Annotated in this window: 9 protein-coding genes and 1 pseudogene; 8 read left to right on the top strand and 2 right to left on the bottom strand. The window is 39.1% G+C overall.

Features of this window, described 5'->3' with window-relative positions; translation table 11 throughout:
• Positions 1–3: 3 nt before the first annotated feature.
• On the bottom strand, positions 4–990 hold the full coding sequence (locus H7K77_RS17310; protein ID WP_186579659.1) for a glycoside hydrolase family 43 protein: 987 nt from the start codon (positions 988–990) through the stop codon (positions 4–6).
• Between the two features lie 663 nt (positions 991–1,653).
• Between H7K77_RS17310 and H7K77_RS17305 the strand changes: the two genes are divergently transcribed.
• The 4 genes and pseudogenes from H7K77_RS17305 (at position 1,654) to H7K77_RS21750 (ending at position 11,739) form a co-directional block, all read left to right on the top strand.
• The gene (locus H7K77_RS17305; RefSeq protein ID WP_235988979.1) at positions 1,654–3,438 is read left to right on the top strand and encodes a cache domain-containing sensor histidine kinase; all 1,785 of its coding nucleotides are present in this window, start codon (positions 1,654–1,656) and stop codon (positions 3,436–3,438) included.
• Positions 3,398–4,975 carry a response regulator transcription factor gene (locus H7K77_RS17300; RefSeq protein ID WP_222599429.1) on the top strand — a complete coding sequence of 526 codons (1,578 nt, stop codon included), beginning with the start codon at positions 3,398–3,400 and terminating at the stop codon, positions 4,973–4,975. Before H7K77_RS17305 ends, H7K77_RS17300 begins: the two co-directional genes overlap by 41 nt.
• 391 nt (positions 4,976–5,366) lie before the next feature.
• A pseudogene (locus tag H7K77_RS21835) lies at positions 5,367–5,543 on the top strand (SDR family NAD(P)-dependent oxidoreductase); the annotation flags it as partial.
• Positions 5,544–6,021: 478 nt separating this feature from the next.
• Positions 6,022–11,739, top strand: coding sequence for a rhamnogalacturonan lyase family protein (locus H7K77_RS21750; RefSeq protein ID WP_186579653.1), 5,718 nt, complete (start codon positions 6,022–6,024; stop codon positions 11,737–11,739).
• 64 nt (positions 11,740–11,803) lie between these two features.
• On the opposite strand, the gene H7K77_RS17285 is transcribed toward H7K77_RS21750, so the two are convergent.
• Positions 11,804–12,964, bottom strand: coding sequence for a Gfo/Idh/MocA family protein (locus tag H7K77_RS17285; RefSeq protein ID WP_186579651.1), 1,161 nt, complete (start codon positions 12,962–12,964; stop codon positions 11,804–11,806).
• Between the two features lie 138 nt (positions 12,965–13,102).
• Here H7K77_RS17285 and H7K77_RS17280 point away from each other — a divergent pair, with 138 nt between their 5' ends.
• The 4 genes from H7K77_RS17280 to H7K77_RS17265 all read left to right on the top strand — a co-directional run bounded on the left by H7K77_RS17280 (position 13,103) and on the right by H7K77_RS17265 (position 17,883).
• Complete coding sequence (locus H7K77_RS17280) at positions 13,103–13,921, top strand: AraC family transcriptional regulator (RefSeq protein ID WP_186579649.1); 819 nt, start codon at positions 13,103–13,105, stop codon at positions 13,919–13,921.
• Positions 13,922–14,712: 791 nt separating this feature from the next.
• The gene (locus H7K77_RS17275; protein WP_186579647.1) at positions 14,713–15,864 is read left to right on the top strand and encodes a Gfo/Idh/MocA family protein; all 1,152 of its coding nucleotides are present in this window, start codon (positions 14,713–14,715) and stop codon (positions 15,862–15,864) included.
• Between the two features lie 15 nt (positions 15,865–15,879).
• A complete protein-coding gene (locus H7K77_RS17270) occupies positions 15,880–17,049 on the top strand; it encodes a dihydrodipicolinate synthase family protein (protein ID WP_186579645.1) in 1,170 nt (389 codons plus the stop codon).
• Between the two features lie 12 nt (positions 17,050–17,061).
• Positions 17,062–17,883, top strand: coding sequence for a sugar phosphate isomerase/epimerase family protein (locus tag H7K77_RS17265; protein ID WP_186579643.1), 822 nt, complete (start codon positions 17,062–17,064; stop codon positions 17,881–17,883).
• Positions 17,884–18,206: the final 323 nt, after the last annotated feature.

The following is an 18,206-nucleotide window of genomic DNA, read 5'->3' as shown; positions in this document are numbered from 1 at the left end:
AAATTACTTTAAAACCTCTGGTGTTTTTGGTGTCCATCTTTTATCTGGTACTGGCTTACCAAAAACAGGGTTCCCTTGATCGTCCCATTCAATCTTTTGTGCACGTGCTTGGCGATTTGGCTCATAAAGTGGATCGCCAACCAATTCTGTATAGTTTCGTGCATGATAGATAAGGATGGTATCGTTACCATCTTCAGACTCTGTGAAACTGTTATGTCCTGGGCCATACTGTCCGTTTTCTGGGCAGCTTTGGAAAACTGGTTCTTGACTCTTAGTCCATGAGTCGGGATTTAATAAATCGCTTTCAGCATCGGCCGTTAAAAGTCCCATGCAGTAATCAACACCAGTAGCACTACCTGAATAAGTGATGAATACTTTTCCGTTTTTAACTAAAACAGCTGGTCCTTCATTAACCCAGAATCCCTTTATTTCCCATGATAGTTCAGGCTTGGTCAGCATAACTGGTTTCGATGCGAGTGACCATGGATTTTTCATTTTTGCAATGTACAAGTTGGAGTGTCCCTTAATTTCTAAATCCTGCTGCGCCCAAACGTAATATTGTACTCCTTTATGATTAAAGGTTGTAGCATCTAGTGAGAACGTTGACATTTCTGTCTTGAATTCACCCTTTTCAACCCAAGTTCCTTCCATCGGATTATCGGATGCGTTTTCAAGAACGTACATTCTGTGATTAAACGTATTATCATCGATGTTTGTATCAGGTGCTGCAGCAAAATAGATATACCACTTTCCATCCACTCGATGAATTTCTGGAGCCCAAATCAATTCACTCAAAGGACCGCTATCATGTTTCCACCAAATAGCAACTTCCTCTGCATCGTGGAGATCATTGAGCTTTTTTGCTCTCCTTAGTACAATGCGATCATAAAGAGGATAGGATCCTGTAAAGTAGTAATACCCATCTGTATGCTTATAGACGAAGGGATCCGCCCGTTGTAACACAATTGGATTCAATATTTCTTCTGCCATATCTATACACTCTCCCTTAAAAATATTTTGAAAAAGATTGCCCATTTATTAATCAGCAGCCATGGTTCCTTGATAGTAAGGCCAGGCTTACCTCTTAAACTATCACTATCAATCTCTTCCGCAGAACGATTTCTATAATTTACCTAGAGACCGTTTCCTATAGTGAGAAATAGTAACACTCATACGTACGTGTGTCAATTGATAAGAGTTTTTCATAAAAACGTTCGTATGTATATTGTGTTAAGTTGCATATTTATAGATGAAAACACCTATATTGTCTATAAATACACTTATTTAAAGTTATTGATTCTTAGTCCGTTATATGATTTGTTTTTGAAAATAAAATATATACGTATAAGGTAGATTCAGTAGTATTGTGAAAAAAACAGATAATAAATGTTCAAATCATTAATGCTGTCAGTTATATCTTTCCCTATTTATTTAATTATATAGAAAATAAATTCTTAGAAATCATAAATTAATTACTTTCATGAATAGCATTGACGGAAAAGATTTCCATACTTATAATTTAAACTAATGGAAACGCTGTCACAATTATTTTTTCCACTAACAGTTACCTCTAAGAAGCCCTAACAAACTTCCAACTATTAAACACCATCCGAGAGTGATTACATTTGTTCATAACTTCTATATAGAGGGGGGATGCATTTGTTCAAAAGGATAAAGACCGTTTATTCTAATCTGCGTCTTAAGCACAAAATGTTTTTATTAATTTCCTTTATTTTGTTAGCTTTTAGTATTGGTGGTTTAGCAATTTTGCAACATGCGTTCCATGTTTACAACAAGGAGATATTTCGGCAAACCGCCCAATCCTTACGAGTGTCATCTAATTCGATTGAGAATGAGCTTAAAAAGATGGAGCAATTATCCTATCAGGTAGCAACAGATTTTTATGTACAAAACTATCTAGTACAGCTAGCAAACAGCGAGAGCAACTTCTTTCAAGAATATGTAATTGGAATGGAGCTGAGGAAGAGATTACTGGATATTGGCGCCTTAAAAAGTTATGTGGAATCCATACAGGTGTATGATTTGAATGATAAGGAGTATGCATCAGGTAATGATATCGATATGTTGCGTGAAGATCGATTACTGGACATAAAAGAAGAAACTGCAGCGAGGCAAGGTGGGCTTAAATGGGTTTTTCCGGATGAGTCTGATTCGGCTTTTGTCGTGGCAAGACAGGTTCGTTATTATTTTGACTTATCATTAGAGCCACTTGGTATGGTTGCTGTCCGAATGAATGTACCTGAGATTGTGAATGATTTTTCCAACACGTTGAACGAGAAAAACGCGCAGCTAGCTATTTTCGATGAACATAACCGTCAAGTGTTTCCTATTGAAGAGCAATTATCTCCTGTCTATTCAGCTAGTATGAAAGGTGAAAAAGGATATAACATCATCAAAGATAAAGACGAAAGATATTTTATTACGTACAGTCCAGCCAAGCATACAAAATGGACCTATATGATTGTGACACCCTATAACAGTATGTTTCATGCCATTACAACCGTGCAAGTAGCCGTTATGATCGTTTATATTTTACTATTTATTATTTTAATGTTTTTAGGCATCAGGTTTGTTAACGGTATAATTAGACCTATTGAAGGGTTAAATAAAAAAATGGAAAAGGTACAAACGGGTAATCTTCAATTAGATGATGAAGATGATGAGATTGCCATGCCACTTGATGAGACGGGGCAAATGCATAATAACTTCAAAAAGATGATGAATCAAATTAATCAACTAATTGCGGAAAATTATAAAAAACAACTCGTTATTAAAGATTCTGAATTTAAGACACTTCAAGCACAAGTTAATCCTCATTTCTTATACAACACCTTAGAATCTATTAATTGGTCAGCTAAAGTAGAAGGTCATCATAAAATATCAAGTATGGCAGAATCACTTGGATTTATATTACATGCTTCTATTAGCATGAGAGACTCGTTAATAACATTAGAAAAAGAACTCTCTGTTGTAAAAAGTTATATAACCATTCAATCTTATCGCTTTGAAGAAAGATTAGAGTTTCATACAGATATTCCGTCCTCTTTTTTAACATGCATTGTACCCAAGTTTATCATTCAACCATTAGTAGAAAATTCGATTCGTTATGGTTTACAAAAAATGATCGGTACATGCAAGATTTCTATAACAGCCAAACAGCTTGGGGATAACATTCAAATTACAGTGGAAGATAATGGACCAGGAATGGATGAAGCATTCATATCAAAAATATTTAAAGGGGATTTTGAGCCACAAGGTACTGGTATTGGCATAAACAATATCAATGATCGAATTAACCTTTTGTTAGGGAGTCATTATGGAATAGAAATTGAGAGTAAAGTCAATGTGGGAACGAAGGTACACATTACATTGCCTTATGAAAGTGAGGGAGAATATGTACAGGGTGCTATTAGTTGATGATGAACGAATGATTCTGGATGGAATTTCCACCATAATTGATTGGGAGAACCAGGGGGTTGTATTGGCTGGTACGGCAATGAATGGACTAGAGGCCATGAAGTTTATTGAGGAAAATGAACCGGACATCGTCATTAGTGATATAACGATGCCAGGCTTAGATGGGATTCAACTAATAGAAAAAGTACAAGAAAATTATCCAACAATTAAATGGATCTATTTATCAGGGTACAGTGAGTTTGAGTATGCGCAAAAAGCGATGCGATTTGGTGTGAAACATTATTTATTAAAACCTTCTAATGAAACGTCAATAAAACAAGCATTGATGGAACTTGTTCAAGAACTAGATGAACAAAAGCAGAAGTCTATTTATATGCAAGAAATAGAAAAAAAAGCTGATGAATTTAGTTATCAAGAGCAAGAAGTGATGTTTAAGGAACTACTAACAAATGGAGTTGCGCCCCTTTCTAAAGTAGAACAATTTCAGACTTTATTGCAGGCTAGTCTGGGAGACACAAGAAATGTCAGATTACTACTTTGTCATCTAGAGAGTCCCTATGAATTTCAAAGAATAGCCCTATTAAAAGAATTGATAGTAGAAGTTCTAGGCGAAAGCTTATTTGTCACTTATACGGGAATTGGAAATGACCTGATTGTATTATTGAATAACGACATTTCAGAAGATAGGCTTACTATGTTACTCAATCAAGTTCAAAGCAAGTTTAAGGATCCGGATAAAAAGGGTGTAGCAATAATAGTAAGTCGTATTGGAGATATCTCCAGCATGAATGAGATGTATTATTCTATTTTGAAGCAAGTAGAACAGCTCTTTTATCTAGGGACAGGAAGTGTTATCTCACCAACTAATCAATTAGAACTGAATAATAATGATAAGGTCTTGTACCAATATGATAGGAACCGAATCATTTTGCTGATCAAGTCTTCACACTATGAGGAATTGAAAGTTGAATTGAATGACTTTTTTAAGGAAATTGAACACTTGAGGATAAAGCCTAGTTTAGTAAAGTCCTATTTCATTCAGTTATACCTGGCTATCGCAAAAAAAAGTGTCCGTAATTATCAGGAGGATTATTTAACAGAAATTTCTAGATTAGAAGATATGAAGACACTTCAAGAATTTAAAAAGTTTTTTGTAGAAGTTTGCTTATACATTATTCAAATTAATGAACGGGAAAAAGGGTCTAAATATTCGGCTGTTGTGATTAGAATGATGGAAGAAATAGAACGAAATTTAGAAAACCAATATTTATCTCTGCAATGGATCGCTAGTGAAAAGTTATTTATGAATGCTGATTATTTAGGAAAGCTTTTTAAAAAAGAAGTGGGGGAAAGATTCTCTTCTTATGTAACTAAAACAAGAATTGAGAAGGCAGTCAACATTATTGAAAAAGAAGACGATATAAAAGTTTTTGAATTAGCAGAGCGATTGGGATTTGGTGATAATGCCCAGTATTTCAGTCAGATCTTTAAGCGGATTACTGGATGTACACCATCTGATCTAATTAAATCAGGTTAAAACGGTAAGAAAGAATACAAGGTTTCCATATGGATGGGGGCCTATTTTTTTGCATTAAATACTTAATCAAACGCTTAAACTAGCCATTTCGAATAGATAAAGGAACGTTGTTTATAATATAAATAGATTTTAACTGATAAAGGAAAGTGGGGACGTATATGGGAGAACAAAAGGTAGCATTTGTTACCGGTGGTGGCTCTGGAATGGGACATGCAGCTACGATTCGTCTAGCTAAAAAGGGTGCAAAAGTCGCATTCATGACCTAGATCAGGAAGCGGTTAGACAGGTTGAGAAAATAGTCAAAAATGCAATGGGAATACCTTGTGATATAGCAAATCATGCTGATGTTGAAGCGGCTTACGATGCGGTTGATCAGTAATGGGGGCGTCTTGACATTGTTTTTGCTAATGCAGCAGGGATCGTTGGCGTACTTAATTCTATCGAGGCGATGGACGTGGAAGACTGGAAGAAAACGATAGATATTAATGTGACTGGGACGTTTCTTACCGTTAAACATGCTATTCCACTATTATTTAGCTTTCGTGGACGAATTTATTCTCTATGGTGACGCATTTGGTTAGTCAACAGGTGCATTTTTTTGTTCAAGGAAGCCGCATAATCCCACTAAGTAGACGCATTTGATTAATAGAAAGACGCATAATGGGGATGGAATAGTCAATTTTGAAAACGGATTGAATCAGCATATGAAATACTAAAGATATAAATAATTAACTCCTATAGTTTACAAAATGGATGTGACAAGTTCTTTCATTCTCTCTCTTCATTCGAGATAGCTAAACAAATACTGATAGAATTTGAATAATTAATAGGAATTCATGTCGAATATACCTCTGTTTTATACTTATATATGTCTGTTTTTCGTAGTATGTCAGAAATAAATCTATGCTAACATCTATTAATGAAAGCGCTTTAATAGATGAAGGGAGGAAGGAGGAAAGGAATATTTTTCTTCAGTATCACGGGGGGATGCTGAGGAATAACCCTGATAATCTATTAGAACAACTAATTTTGGGAGGTTTTAAGAGATGTCAAAAGGGTTTTTACCAGTCAAGCGGTGCGTCACTATTTTGCTTAGTCTTTTGTTAGTCGTGACAAGTATCCCATTTACAGCTATACCAGTCCTTGCAGAAGAGGAACCTGCTGGAATGAAATTTGACTTTGGCACAGAAGACAGTGCAGTTGAATCCGGTTATACAAAGGTTTCTGATCAAACTGGGTATAGTGAAGAACGGGGTTATGGATTTGCTGATATAAGTAAAGTGTCAGCAACAGTGCGAGATAGTGGAAGTGCTTTAGATAAGGATTTTGTATCTTATTCGGAAACAGCATTCCAGGTAGATTTACCTGCGGGGGATTATGCTGTCGATGTCATTCTAGGTGACAAACAAGAAGCTTCTAATGTAGGTGTGTTGGCAGAGCAGATACAGAAGGTTCAAGATGTAACATTAAATTCTGGTGAAACAACGACTCGCGATTTTGAAATAGCAGTTATTGATGGCCAGTTATCGATTGAACTTTCAGGAGATAATGCAAAAATGATAGCTATTTCGATTACACCATTACCATCGCGAACAGAAGCTGAGCATCCAACTGTTTTTGTGGCGAGTGACTCAACTGCTCAAACATATGATCCATACTGGAAGCCGCAGGCAGGGTGGGGGCAAATGTTAGAGCGCTATTTTAAGGATGAAGTAACCGTAGATAATCAAGCAATCGGTGGTAGGAGTTCGCGAACATTTTATTCAGAAGGGCGTTTGGACAATATCCTGCGAGAAATCAAACCGAACGATTATTTACTCATTCAATTTGGTCACAACGATGCGACAAAGAGTGTACCAGAGCGCTATACAAGTGTGGAAGATTACAAAGTTTACTTAGAGACCTATGTCACTGGCGTCCGTCAGCGCGGAGGAATCCCGATTCTAGTGACTCCTGTGAATAGACGTGACTATAATCCGGACACAGGTATTTTTAACGAAAGTTTTCCTGGATACGTGCAAGGGATGAAGGAAGTATCTGAGGAACTAGATGTGTTATTGGTTGATTTAAGTGCAAGCAGTCGTGCTTATTTTAATGAAATTGGACCACAGGGTACACTTTCTGTATTTATGCATTTAGATGCAGGGGTTTATGAAGCATATCCGGACGGAAGAGCAGACGATACTCATTTTCAGGAATATGGTGCAATTCAAATTGCTAGATTGCTATCTGGTGGCATCAAGGAATTAGACACTTCACTTGCGAGTTATGTAGCAGACATTGAGGCACCAGAAGCAGTTCCAGCTAAACCCAATGGCGTAACCGTTTCAGGTGTTAGTAACGCTGGAGCAGTATTAACTTGGGAAGCGGTAGAAAATGCAGATATTTATCGAATATATCGTAAGCTTACAAGTGAAACGGAATATGAAATGATTAGTACGTCTACTATTCCACAGCTTAACATTACTGGCATGGAAGAAGGTAATACGTACGATGTTGTGATTACAGCAGTTAATGGTAAAGGGGAATCTGAACAATCAGATCCTGTTCAAATTAATACAAAGGAGGCAACGTATAAGTACGACTTTGGTCCGGAGGGTACGCCAATACTGGAAGGCTATACAGAAGTTAATCCTACAACCGTTTATACAAAAGAACGCGGTTATGGTCTGGCAAGTAATGATGGTGTAATCTGGCGTGACCGTGGTGGTGATGACCTGTTACAGCGTGACTGGATTGGTTATTTCTCCGTTGGCTGGGATTTTAATGTGGATGTGCCGAACGGCTTATACGCTGTGAAAGTGTACGTTGCAGACTTTCTTGGAAGTGCGAGAACAGAAGTTAAGATTGAAGATAAAGATTATGGCAGTGTAAATGCACCACGCCAAGGCTCTACTAGTAAGGTAATCCCTGAAGTGGGTATAACAGATGGGCAAATGAATGTTCATTTCGGTGGCTCAACAGGAATCGCGAATGGATTAGAATTAACGCCAATTTTGTTAGCACCATCCGCGTTGAAACTTGATGACCAATCGTTTGATCAAGACAATGCTTCTGCAAGCCTATCCTGGCAAGGGGCAGAAGGAGCTGCAAAGTATAATGTCTATCGTAAGACGAAAGGTTCAGATCAAGTTGAATTAATTGATACTACTACTGAGACAAGCTATACGGATACAACTGTTGAGGTTGGGTTGGAGTATGAGTACACGGTTTCTACAATAGACAATATTGGAACAGAAACGGTACCATCTTTGCCGCTAGAGGTTAAAATGATTGACGACTCTCAACCGCTACCAGATGCACCAGAAAATTTAACATTAGGTGACGTAAATAAAAACGATATTACTCTAAGCTGGGATGCTGTTGATACAGCCGTTTCCTACAATGTATATAGATCTGAAAAAGAAGATGGAACCTATACACTTATTGGACAAACACGTGAGACAAGCTATACAGATAATACTGTACTTACGACAATTCCATATTTTTATAAAGTTGCAGCGGTAAATGCAGGTGGAATTTCGGAACAATCAGATGTCTTAGAAACACCGGCAGATACAGTATTACTAAAACAAATGGAAGATATAACTCGTGATCCTGTTGCAGTAAAGACAGAGGAGGGTGTGTTCGTAAGTTGGCGTATGCTAGGTACTGATCCAGCTAACATCGGGTTTAATTTGTATCGTGACGGCGAAAAAATAACTAGTGATCCAATTACAGAGCGAACTAATTTCGTTGATAAGGATGGAAAAAATGATTCTGTATATGAAATCCAACCATTAATCAATGGGCAAGAGCAAGGAACACGTAGTGAAACAGCTGTATTTGAAAATAATTATCTTGATATCCCACTGAACAAGCCAGAAGGTGGGGAAACACCAGTTGGAGATCCATATGAATACCGAGCAAATGATGCGAGTGTCGGGGATGTGGATGGTGACGGGGAATACGAATTAATCGTAAAATGGGATCCAACTAACTCGAAGGATAGCTCGCAATCAGGCTATACAGGAAATGTTTATGTGGATGCCTATGAGATGGACGGGACGCAGTTGTGGAGAATTGACTTAGGAGTAAACATTCGTGCAGGTGCACACTATACACAATTTATTGTCTATGACTTCGATGGAGATGGTAAAGCTGAGGTCGCGATGAAAACAGCGGATGGCACGATTGATGGTAAAGGCAATACTATTGGTAGAGCTGATGCTGATCATCGTTATACGAGTGGATATGTGCTTCAAGGTGATGAGTTTTTAACGATATTTAATGGAGAAACAGGAGCGGAAATAGACACGGTTGAATACGATCCACCACGTGGTGATGTTGGATCATGGGGGGATACTTACGGAAATCGTGTCGATCGATTTTTAGCGGGTGTTGCCTATCTAAATGGAGAAACACCAAGTCTAGTAATGGCACGTGGTTATTATACTAGAATGGTTGTCGTGACTTATAACTTTGTGGATGGCAAACTCGAAAAACAATGGAAATTTGATACGAATGATGAAGGTTACTCCGATTGGGTAGGACAAGGCTATCATTCTCTTAGTGTAGCGGATGTCGACCATGACCAGAAAGACGAGATCATCTATGGTCAAGTAACGATCGATGATGACGGTACAGGTTTATACAATTCAGGACTTGGACATGGTGATGCTTTGCATGTTAGTGACTTCATTCCAGATCGTAAAGGATTAGAAATCTATTCTGTTCAAGAGCACACTGATTCACCGTATGGCTATGATATGCGGGATGCGGAAACAGGTGAAGTGATTTGGGGTGTGGAAACAGGTCTAGATACGGGTCGTGGACTTGCGGCAGATGTGGATCCAAATCATAAAGGTGCGGAAGCGTGGGCAGTAGATGGTGCGTGGAACAGTACTACTGGAGGTTTGCACAGCGCCACTGGTGAGAAAATTGCAGGTTCAATCCCAAGTTCTAATTTTGCAATCTGGTGGGACGGCGACTTACAGCGAGAGCTACTTAACCATGATTGGGACGAGGCGTCAAGTACTGGTGTCGGTACGATTGAAAACTGGGACTATGAAAATAATCAAACGGAAGTAATCCTTCGAGCAGATGGTACGCTTTCTAATAACGGTACAAAAGGAACACCAGCTCTGCAAGCAGATCTATTTGGTGACTGGCGTGAAGAAGCGGTTTGGCGCTTAGAAGATAGTAGTGCTTTACGTGTGTATATGACGACTGATCCAACTGATGAAAAGATCTTTACACTTATGCATGACCCACAATACCGTGCAGCAATTGCTTGGCAAAATGTTGGGTATAATCAACCACCACATCCAAGCTTTTATATTGGGTCAGGTATGTCAACACCAAGTACACCACGAATTGATGTCGTAGAAACAGTAAATAAAGATACATCTGCACCAGAAACATCAGCTGAAATTGAGCAGACAGCAACAAATGATTGGTATAACGAAGATGTAACTGTTAATTTTACCACAACAGATGCCGGATCAAGCGTCGACGCAACGCATTATGTCGTTAATAACGGGAAAGAGCAAACTGGCAACAGCATTACGCTTGATAAGGAAGGCGAACATACGATTAATTATTGGAGTGTCGATGAAGCAGGGAATGTAGAGGAAGCGAAATCCGTTGTTATCAAAATTGATAAGACTGCGCCGACTGTTACATTTTCAGTTGATACAGGGAAAACCTATACTGTTGCTGATATGGTAACGATTACTTGTGAGGTTACCGATGAGCTTTCTGGTATGGATAGTTCTAACTGTAATGTTGTCGATAAACCTGCATATGAGCTTGGTGTCGGAACTCACTCGGTAAATAAAGAATATACAGATCTAGCAGGTAACAATACGACAAAATCATTAGACTATACTGTTACGGTTGACTTTACTAGTTTAGCAGAGTTGACAAAGCAATTTAATTCAGACGATGCTAATGGTCTTACAGCAAAATTAGATGCTGCAAAACAATCAGCAGAAAAAGGAAATACAAAAGCAGCTAATAACCAGCTAGATGCGTATATTAACCAAGTGAACGCAAGTATCGAAAAATCTCTTACAACAGATCAGGCTGCCATTCTAATAGAACTTGCTAAAAGTTTAAAGAATGGAGAAACAGGTGAGGATCCAAGTGGAAATGGAAAAATTGTGCTTGGTAAACCAGCAGAGGTTGAAGCTGGAAAAACGTATGGCATTGATGGTACGAAAGCTAAGATTACCATGCCGGACGATTTACCCAATGGTACAAAGGTGATTGTCGTGAGTGAAGAATCTATTGAGCATGATGGACTTGAACAATCTGGGGATATATTAACTGTTACATTTAAATTTCCAGAAGATTCTACACCGCCAACCGATGCCTACACACTTGTATTAGGTTATAAAGATAATGCTGATGCAGAAAAATTAGCAATCTACTATTTTAACGAAGAATCTGGTAAGTGGGAGCAAAAAGGTGGCGATGTAGACGAAACAAATCAAACCGTTTCATTAGAAGTGCCACACTTCTCAACTTATGGTGTGTTTGTTGAAGAAACAGCTACAGGTGAAGAGGATGGAGCAGATACAGACTCCGGTTCTAACACTGATACAGACTCTGATTCAGGTAACGATCCAGCGCCCAATTCCGGTTCTAATGCGGATGTTGCAGGCGATGGGGAGCTTCCTAGCACAGCAACAACTATGTTTAATTGGATGCTGATCGGTTTAATCGTTGTAGCATTGGGAATTGCCTTACTGATTGTACGGAAGCGTAGAGTAACTGAATAAGATACTAAAAAGGCAGCCGCTAAGAACGGCTGCCTTTTGTATGTGATATCTCAACTCAAAAATATTACTTTTTACTCCAAGACATTTCCAAATCACCTGGTAACGACCAATTTGTATAGCATTTTAAAAGATCTTCCTTTAAGCCATCAATCCAATACAACTTCTGATCCTCATCAAATTTAATCTTAGACCAAGGGAAACTAGGGACATCGTGAATCGACTGGTGTATGGCTTGAATACTTTGAACGTGGGTGGCAGCAGCTTCCGGACCACATAAGATATGTTTGTGCTGCTCCTTTATCGCATTTATACAAACTCGTAGTTTTGCTAAATGGTCCTGCTGAGGATCTTGATAAGTTTTTACTGATCCATCGGTGAACGTAGCAGTGATCGTGCCATTTCCATCATTAGAATCATACGTGATGGTCGCCTTTTCAAATTCAAAGTGAAACTGAGGCTCAACCGTTTCTTTTACAGTATGTGTGGCGTAATAATAAATATCTACATTTTCGTCCGTTTGGAAATGTAATGCACACGTATCAAATGTTTCGATTGCATTAGTTCGATATAGCTCAGCAGATAGATCACGAATATGCGCGCTGGATTCTATTGCGGAACCAAGTAAATAAAACATATTGTGTATAAAGTGTGCTGTTGCGTTATTGGCTACACTATCAAAAATCATGTCGCCAGATGGGCTATATTTTTTCCCTGCCCATGGCGAACGATTAAAGTAATCTTGGTTTCTAGGCCATAATGCGATGCTTTTCATTCGTAGCGGTTTTCCGAAAACATCATTTAAAATATCCTTCTTTAATGCTTGGATAGATTCTGTAAACGACCAATTAAAGCCAATCGCTAAAAATCTATCAGACAGATCTCTTGTTTGGATCATGGTATCTATATCAGAGGGGTTACCAGTCATTGGCTTTTCGCAAAGGACATGACTACCATGGTCCATGCAGTAACAGGATTGTTTAGCATGCAGTTGAATAGGAGTTGCGATAATAGCCAAATCTGCTGATGCTTTCTCATAAAATGCTTCTAAACTAGTATAGATTGGGATCCCCTGTTGGATGATTTCCTCGTAAAAATCGGAACGCTCTGGATAAATATCTACTACACCTATCAAGTGACTAGTATCGTTTTTCTGGTCAAGTATTTCCTTCAAGTAAACGTTTCCATAACCGCTCATGCCTACTAAGACGATAGATACTTGTTGCATCTGATTCTCCTCCTTGAACGCGTTTTCACTATGTTTATGGTAATATATGCAATATACCATAGTTCATAAAAAGTTAAAGTAAATAAACAGACTGTTTTATGTAATTTTTCGATGTGAAGAGGGAGAAGGGGAGAGTTGATGAGTAGGCAAATGCTTGGACTAGAGAAATATGGCATAAACCTTTATGAAAGTAGACATGGCGATGGTGGCATTATTGAGGAGCATCATCACACTGTCCATCAGATTTTGTACGCGCTTGAAGGAGAAGGTAAGATTAGATTAAATGGTAAAAGTTATCCATTTAAACAAGATTATGTAGCAGTTATCACTCCCCTTACAGAGCATTCCATTGTCTCAGAAACAAAATTAACGGTGTTGGTACTAGCTTTTGAAGAATCAATTTTGGAAACATCAATTCAAGATGAATTATTGCACTGCTTCTTTCCAGAAACAAGATTCATAGAGTTAAATCCTTTTGATAGTAGTAATGTGCGACAATTACTTAGAAAAATGTTATATGAGCAAAGTTATGGTGACTCCATTAATTTTGTGGCTATGAAAATATTTCTATCAGAGTTATTGTTAAAATTAGCGAGATCTCAGGAGCAACCGGAATCATTTGATGCCAACGTACTTCGGGCAGAGCGGTTAAGGAAATATATTGATACGCATTATTATGAAATGATAAGTGCAGAGGCATTATCAAGTAAATTAGGGATTAGCACCCGGCATATGAACAATATTTATAAAGAAAGATATCACGTTACACCAATTCAATATTTAACAGAGGTGCGGATAGGTTTGGCTAAGAAAATGTTGATTGAAACTGATAATGATATTGCTTCGATCTGCTTTGAAGTTGGATTCGAATCGCTATCCACCTTTTACCGAACGTTTAAAAACTCCACCGATGTCTCACCAAATAAATATCGCAAGGCTTATCGAAGTGAGCACTAATTTGTTCCATCTATTAATTCCAAATCCGTTGATTGAATATTGAGATGAAATAGATGCTAACTAATTTAAACACATGTCTTTTTTTATTTTATCGCTTTCGGAAAGACGCAGTTGAGATAAAATGCGACACACTGTAAATATTTGGCTGAAAAGGATGAGTGCAACGTTGATTTCCGCTCCGGGCAGTTGCTTTCCGTGGGCAACGCCTCAGCCTCCTCGGAAGAAAACCGATTCCTGTGGGGTCTTCACCTGTTGCTTTTTCCACAGGAGTCAACTGCCCTCCACTCCAATCACTTACTAATAGGAGCTGGATTTTATTTTCTTAATTGCAAACACTCCATAAACAGAGAGCGGAGGAAATTCACGTAGACTCCTGTGGGAAAGCGAAGACGTTGAGACCCCACAGGGAGCGTTCTTTGCGACCGAGGAGGCTCAGCGCGAGCCCACGGAAAGCGTAGTGAATTTCCGTAGCGGCACCTAATAAGTTACTTCGTATTTTATAGAAATTGTGACACAAGAAACGATAGTTGTTAGAAAAGCAAAAAGAATGATGCTATTGTTTCCTAGAAAACTTTACTATTTCTTGGAGGTTTCTCAAGTGGCCATTGTCCCTAAGGTGAATTGGAGAAGGGATATTTATTCTGATATATTTTATAAAGGGTTATGAAAAAACAATAAAAAACTTAATATAAATTCATTTCCGATAGTGAGAAATCCGTTCTTAGAATAGTAAGACGGATTTTTTTTATGCCCTTATTATGGAGGTAACGATTAGAAAGGGGAATAATCAAATGGCAGAACATAAACTAGGTATTATTATGAACGGTGTTACAGGTAGGATGGGGACGAATCAGCATTTAATTCGTTCGATAGTTGCGATTAGGAAGCAAGGGGGCGTTCAGCTACCGAATGGGGATACACTGATGCCGGATCCTATTTTAGTAGGACGTAACGAGAATAAATTGAAAGCGTTAGCAGAAACGCATGGAATTGAAAGATGGAGTACAGATTTAGAATCGGCACTTGAGGATAACCATAATATCATTTACTTCGATTCCCAAACAACGGTAAGGCGTGCTGAGGGGATAAGAAAAGCAATTGCAGCAGGAAAGCATATTTACTGTGAAAAGCCAACAGCGACAAGCCTTGAAGAATCATTGCAATTAGCTAAACTCGCTAAAGAAGCAGGAGTGAAAAACGGGGTTGTACAGGATAAGTTATTCCTGCCAGGCTTACTTAAATTGAAACGTCTGATTGATTCTGGATTTTTTGGCAAGATTTTATCAGTCCGTATGGAATTTGGTTATTGGGTATTCGAAGGGGACTGGCAAGAAGCGCAGCGTCCATCATGGAATTATCGTAAAGAAGATGGTGGTGGGATTATTGTTGATATGTTTGCGCACTGGCGTTATGTGATTGACAATTTATTTGGTCCAGTTCGTGCAGTTTCTTGTATAGGTGCGACCCACATCCCAGAAAGAATTGGTGAAAATGGAGAAAAGTACACTTGTACGGCAGATGACGCAGCATATGCAACATTTGAGCTAGATGGTGATGTAATCGTTCAAGCTAACTCATCATGGACAGTTCGTGTTAACCGGGATGATTTGTTAACGATTCAAGTAGATGGTACGGAGGGAAGTGCAGTAGCGGGTCTACGTGATTGTAAGTCACAACATCGCGTTAATACACCGAAGCCTACTTGGAATCCTGATATAGAAAATCCATTTGATTTTGAAGCGCAGTGGGAAGATGTACCTGGCAATCAAGAGTTTGACAACGGCTTTAAGGTACAATGGGAATTATTCTTAAAGCACGTATTTGCAAATGATCCATTTCCATGGGATTTATTAGAAGGTGCAAAAGGGACGCAGTTGTCTGAGCTTGGCCTTAAGTCATGGGCAGAACGTCGTTGGTTAGATGTTCCGGAATTAAAGGCGTAAGGAGGATATATGAAAATGGTTAACAGTTTAATACTTCCTGGGAAAAACCGAACATTATATACGTACCAACCAAAGCAAACGGCTATTAAGTTTGATATACCAGCTGGTAAACCGTTTGAAAAGCGAATTGCCTATTCAGCAGCACACGTTGTATGTGATCCTTTGGCAGATACTGACCCGTTGTCAAACGGGCAGATTGATTGGGAGCAAACGATGAAATATCGTCACTATTTATGGTCACTCGGTCTTTCAGTTGCAGAGGCGATGGATACGGCACAACGTGGGATGGGTTTAAATTGGGAACGTGCCAAGGAATTAATTAGCCGATCTACTAAAGAAGCAAAGTCTGTCGGCGGTAATATTGCTAGTGGTGTTGGTACGGACCAGTTAGTTCCTGGCCCAAATGTTACATTAGAAGATGTTGAAGCGGCTTATGAAGAGCAATGTGCTTTTGTAGAAGGGGAAGGCGGAAAAATTATTTTAATGGCTAGCCGTGCGTTAGCAGCTTGTGCTACAGGGCCAGATGATTATGTGCGTGTGTATCGAAAAATCTTAGATAATGTATCACAACCTGTTATCCTGCACTGGCTAGGGGATATGTTTGATCCAGCGTTATCAGGCTATTGGGGTTATAAAGATATCGATAAGGCGATGGACGTTTGTCTAAGGATTATTCAGGAAAATGAAGCGAAGGTAGACGGGATTAAAATTTCGTTACTTGATGAAAATAAAGAAATTAAGATGCGCCGACTATTACCTGAGAGCGTTAAAATGTACACTGGGGATGATTTTAATTACCCACAATTAATTAAAGGTGATGAGCAAGGATATAGTCATGCGCTACTCGGTATTTTTGATGCAATAGCACCTGCAGCAGCTGCTGCCATGCATGCATTAGATGAAGGGGACATGGCTCGTTACGATACCCTTTTGGAAAAAACCGTACCGTTGTCGAGGCATATTTTCCAAAAGCCGACGTTTTCCTATAAAACAGGTGTTGTATTTATGGCCTACTTAAATGGGCATCAAGATCATTTCCGGATGATCGGGGGATCGGAAAGCGCGCGCTCCATAACACATTTAGCCGATTTATTTGTGATGGCAGATGAAGCAGGACTAATTAGAAATCCAGAACTTGCAACGGAAAGAATGAGGCATGTTCTTAAACAAGCAGGTATCAGTTAAGGGGGATAGAAAATGGGAATCGAACCATCGTTAAGTAGACTTAGTTTGAATCAAATAACAACAGATCTATGGAGCTTACAGGAAGCAGTAGAAGGTTGCGTTCGTGCTGAAATTCCTTGGATTTCGATTTGGCGTCATAAAATTCAAGAAATAGGGCTAGCAGAAAGTAAGCGGATCGTTCAAGATTCTGGACTAAAGGTATCGAGCATATGTCGTGGTGGAATGTTTCCTGCTGCAACAGCATCGGAGAGAGAAAAGCGACTAGATGACAATAAGCGAGCAGTAGAAGAGGCGGCAGAACTAGGTACAGACACTTTAGTGCTTGTCTGTGGACCAGCACCGGATAGGGACATTGCTACGGCTAGAAAGTGGGTTGAGGAGGGGATTGAAAAGCTCGTCCCATTTGCCAAATCCCATGGTGTTAAGCTAGGGATTGAACCATTACATCCGATGTATGCGGCTGACCGATCTGTCATCGTAACATTGGGACAGGCGAACCAAATGGCTCAAAATTATGCACCAACAGAAGTAGGGGTTGTGGTAGATGTATTCCATGTTTGGTGGGACCCTGAATTATATGAGCAAATCAAACAAGCAAGTGGTAGAATTCTAGGATTCCACGTATCCGACTGGGTCGTTCCGATGCCAGATATGTTTAAAGGGCGAGGGATGATGGGGGACGGAGTGATCGAAATCCGCCGTATCCGTGAAGCCGCGGAAGCAGCAGGTTATACTGGTCCGATTGAAGTTGAGATTATTAATCAAGCAATCTGGGACCGACCAGGGGATGACGTTCTTAAAGAAATTAAAACTAGCTATGTTGAACATGTATAAATAGATTACAAATAAAGGGTGTTTGTGCACCCTTTATTTGTTCGTAATTCTTTAAAAATATCTTAATACAGGCTTATGTTTTTTTGCGTAGTTGAGAGAAAATACGTCATAGTGAAATGTTCAGCTAAAAAGGAGGAGTGCAACGTTGATTTCCGCTCCGGGCAGTTGCTTTCCGTGGGAAAGCGAAGACGTTGAGACCCCACAGGGAGCGTTCTTTGCGACCGAGGAGGCTCAGCGCGAGCCCACGGAAAGCGTAGTGAATTTCCGTAGCGGCACCAGTTACTTCGTATTTTATAGATATTGCGAAAAACACAAGACCTAAG

This window comes from Aquibacillus kalidii (assembly GCF_014280935.1).
In the GTDB taxonomy this organism is placed as follows: Bacteria; Bacillota; Bacilli; order Bacillales; family Amphibacillaceae; genus Aquibacillus_D; species Aquibacillus_D kalidii.
This window is presented reverse-complemented; position numbering and strand designations above follow the sequence as displayed.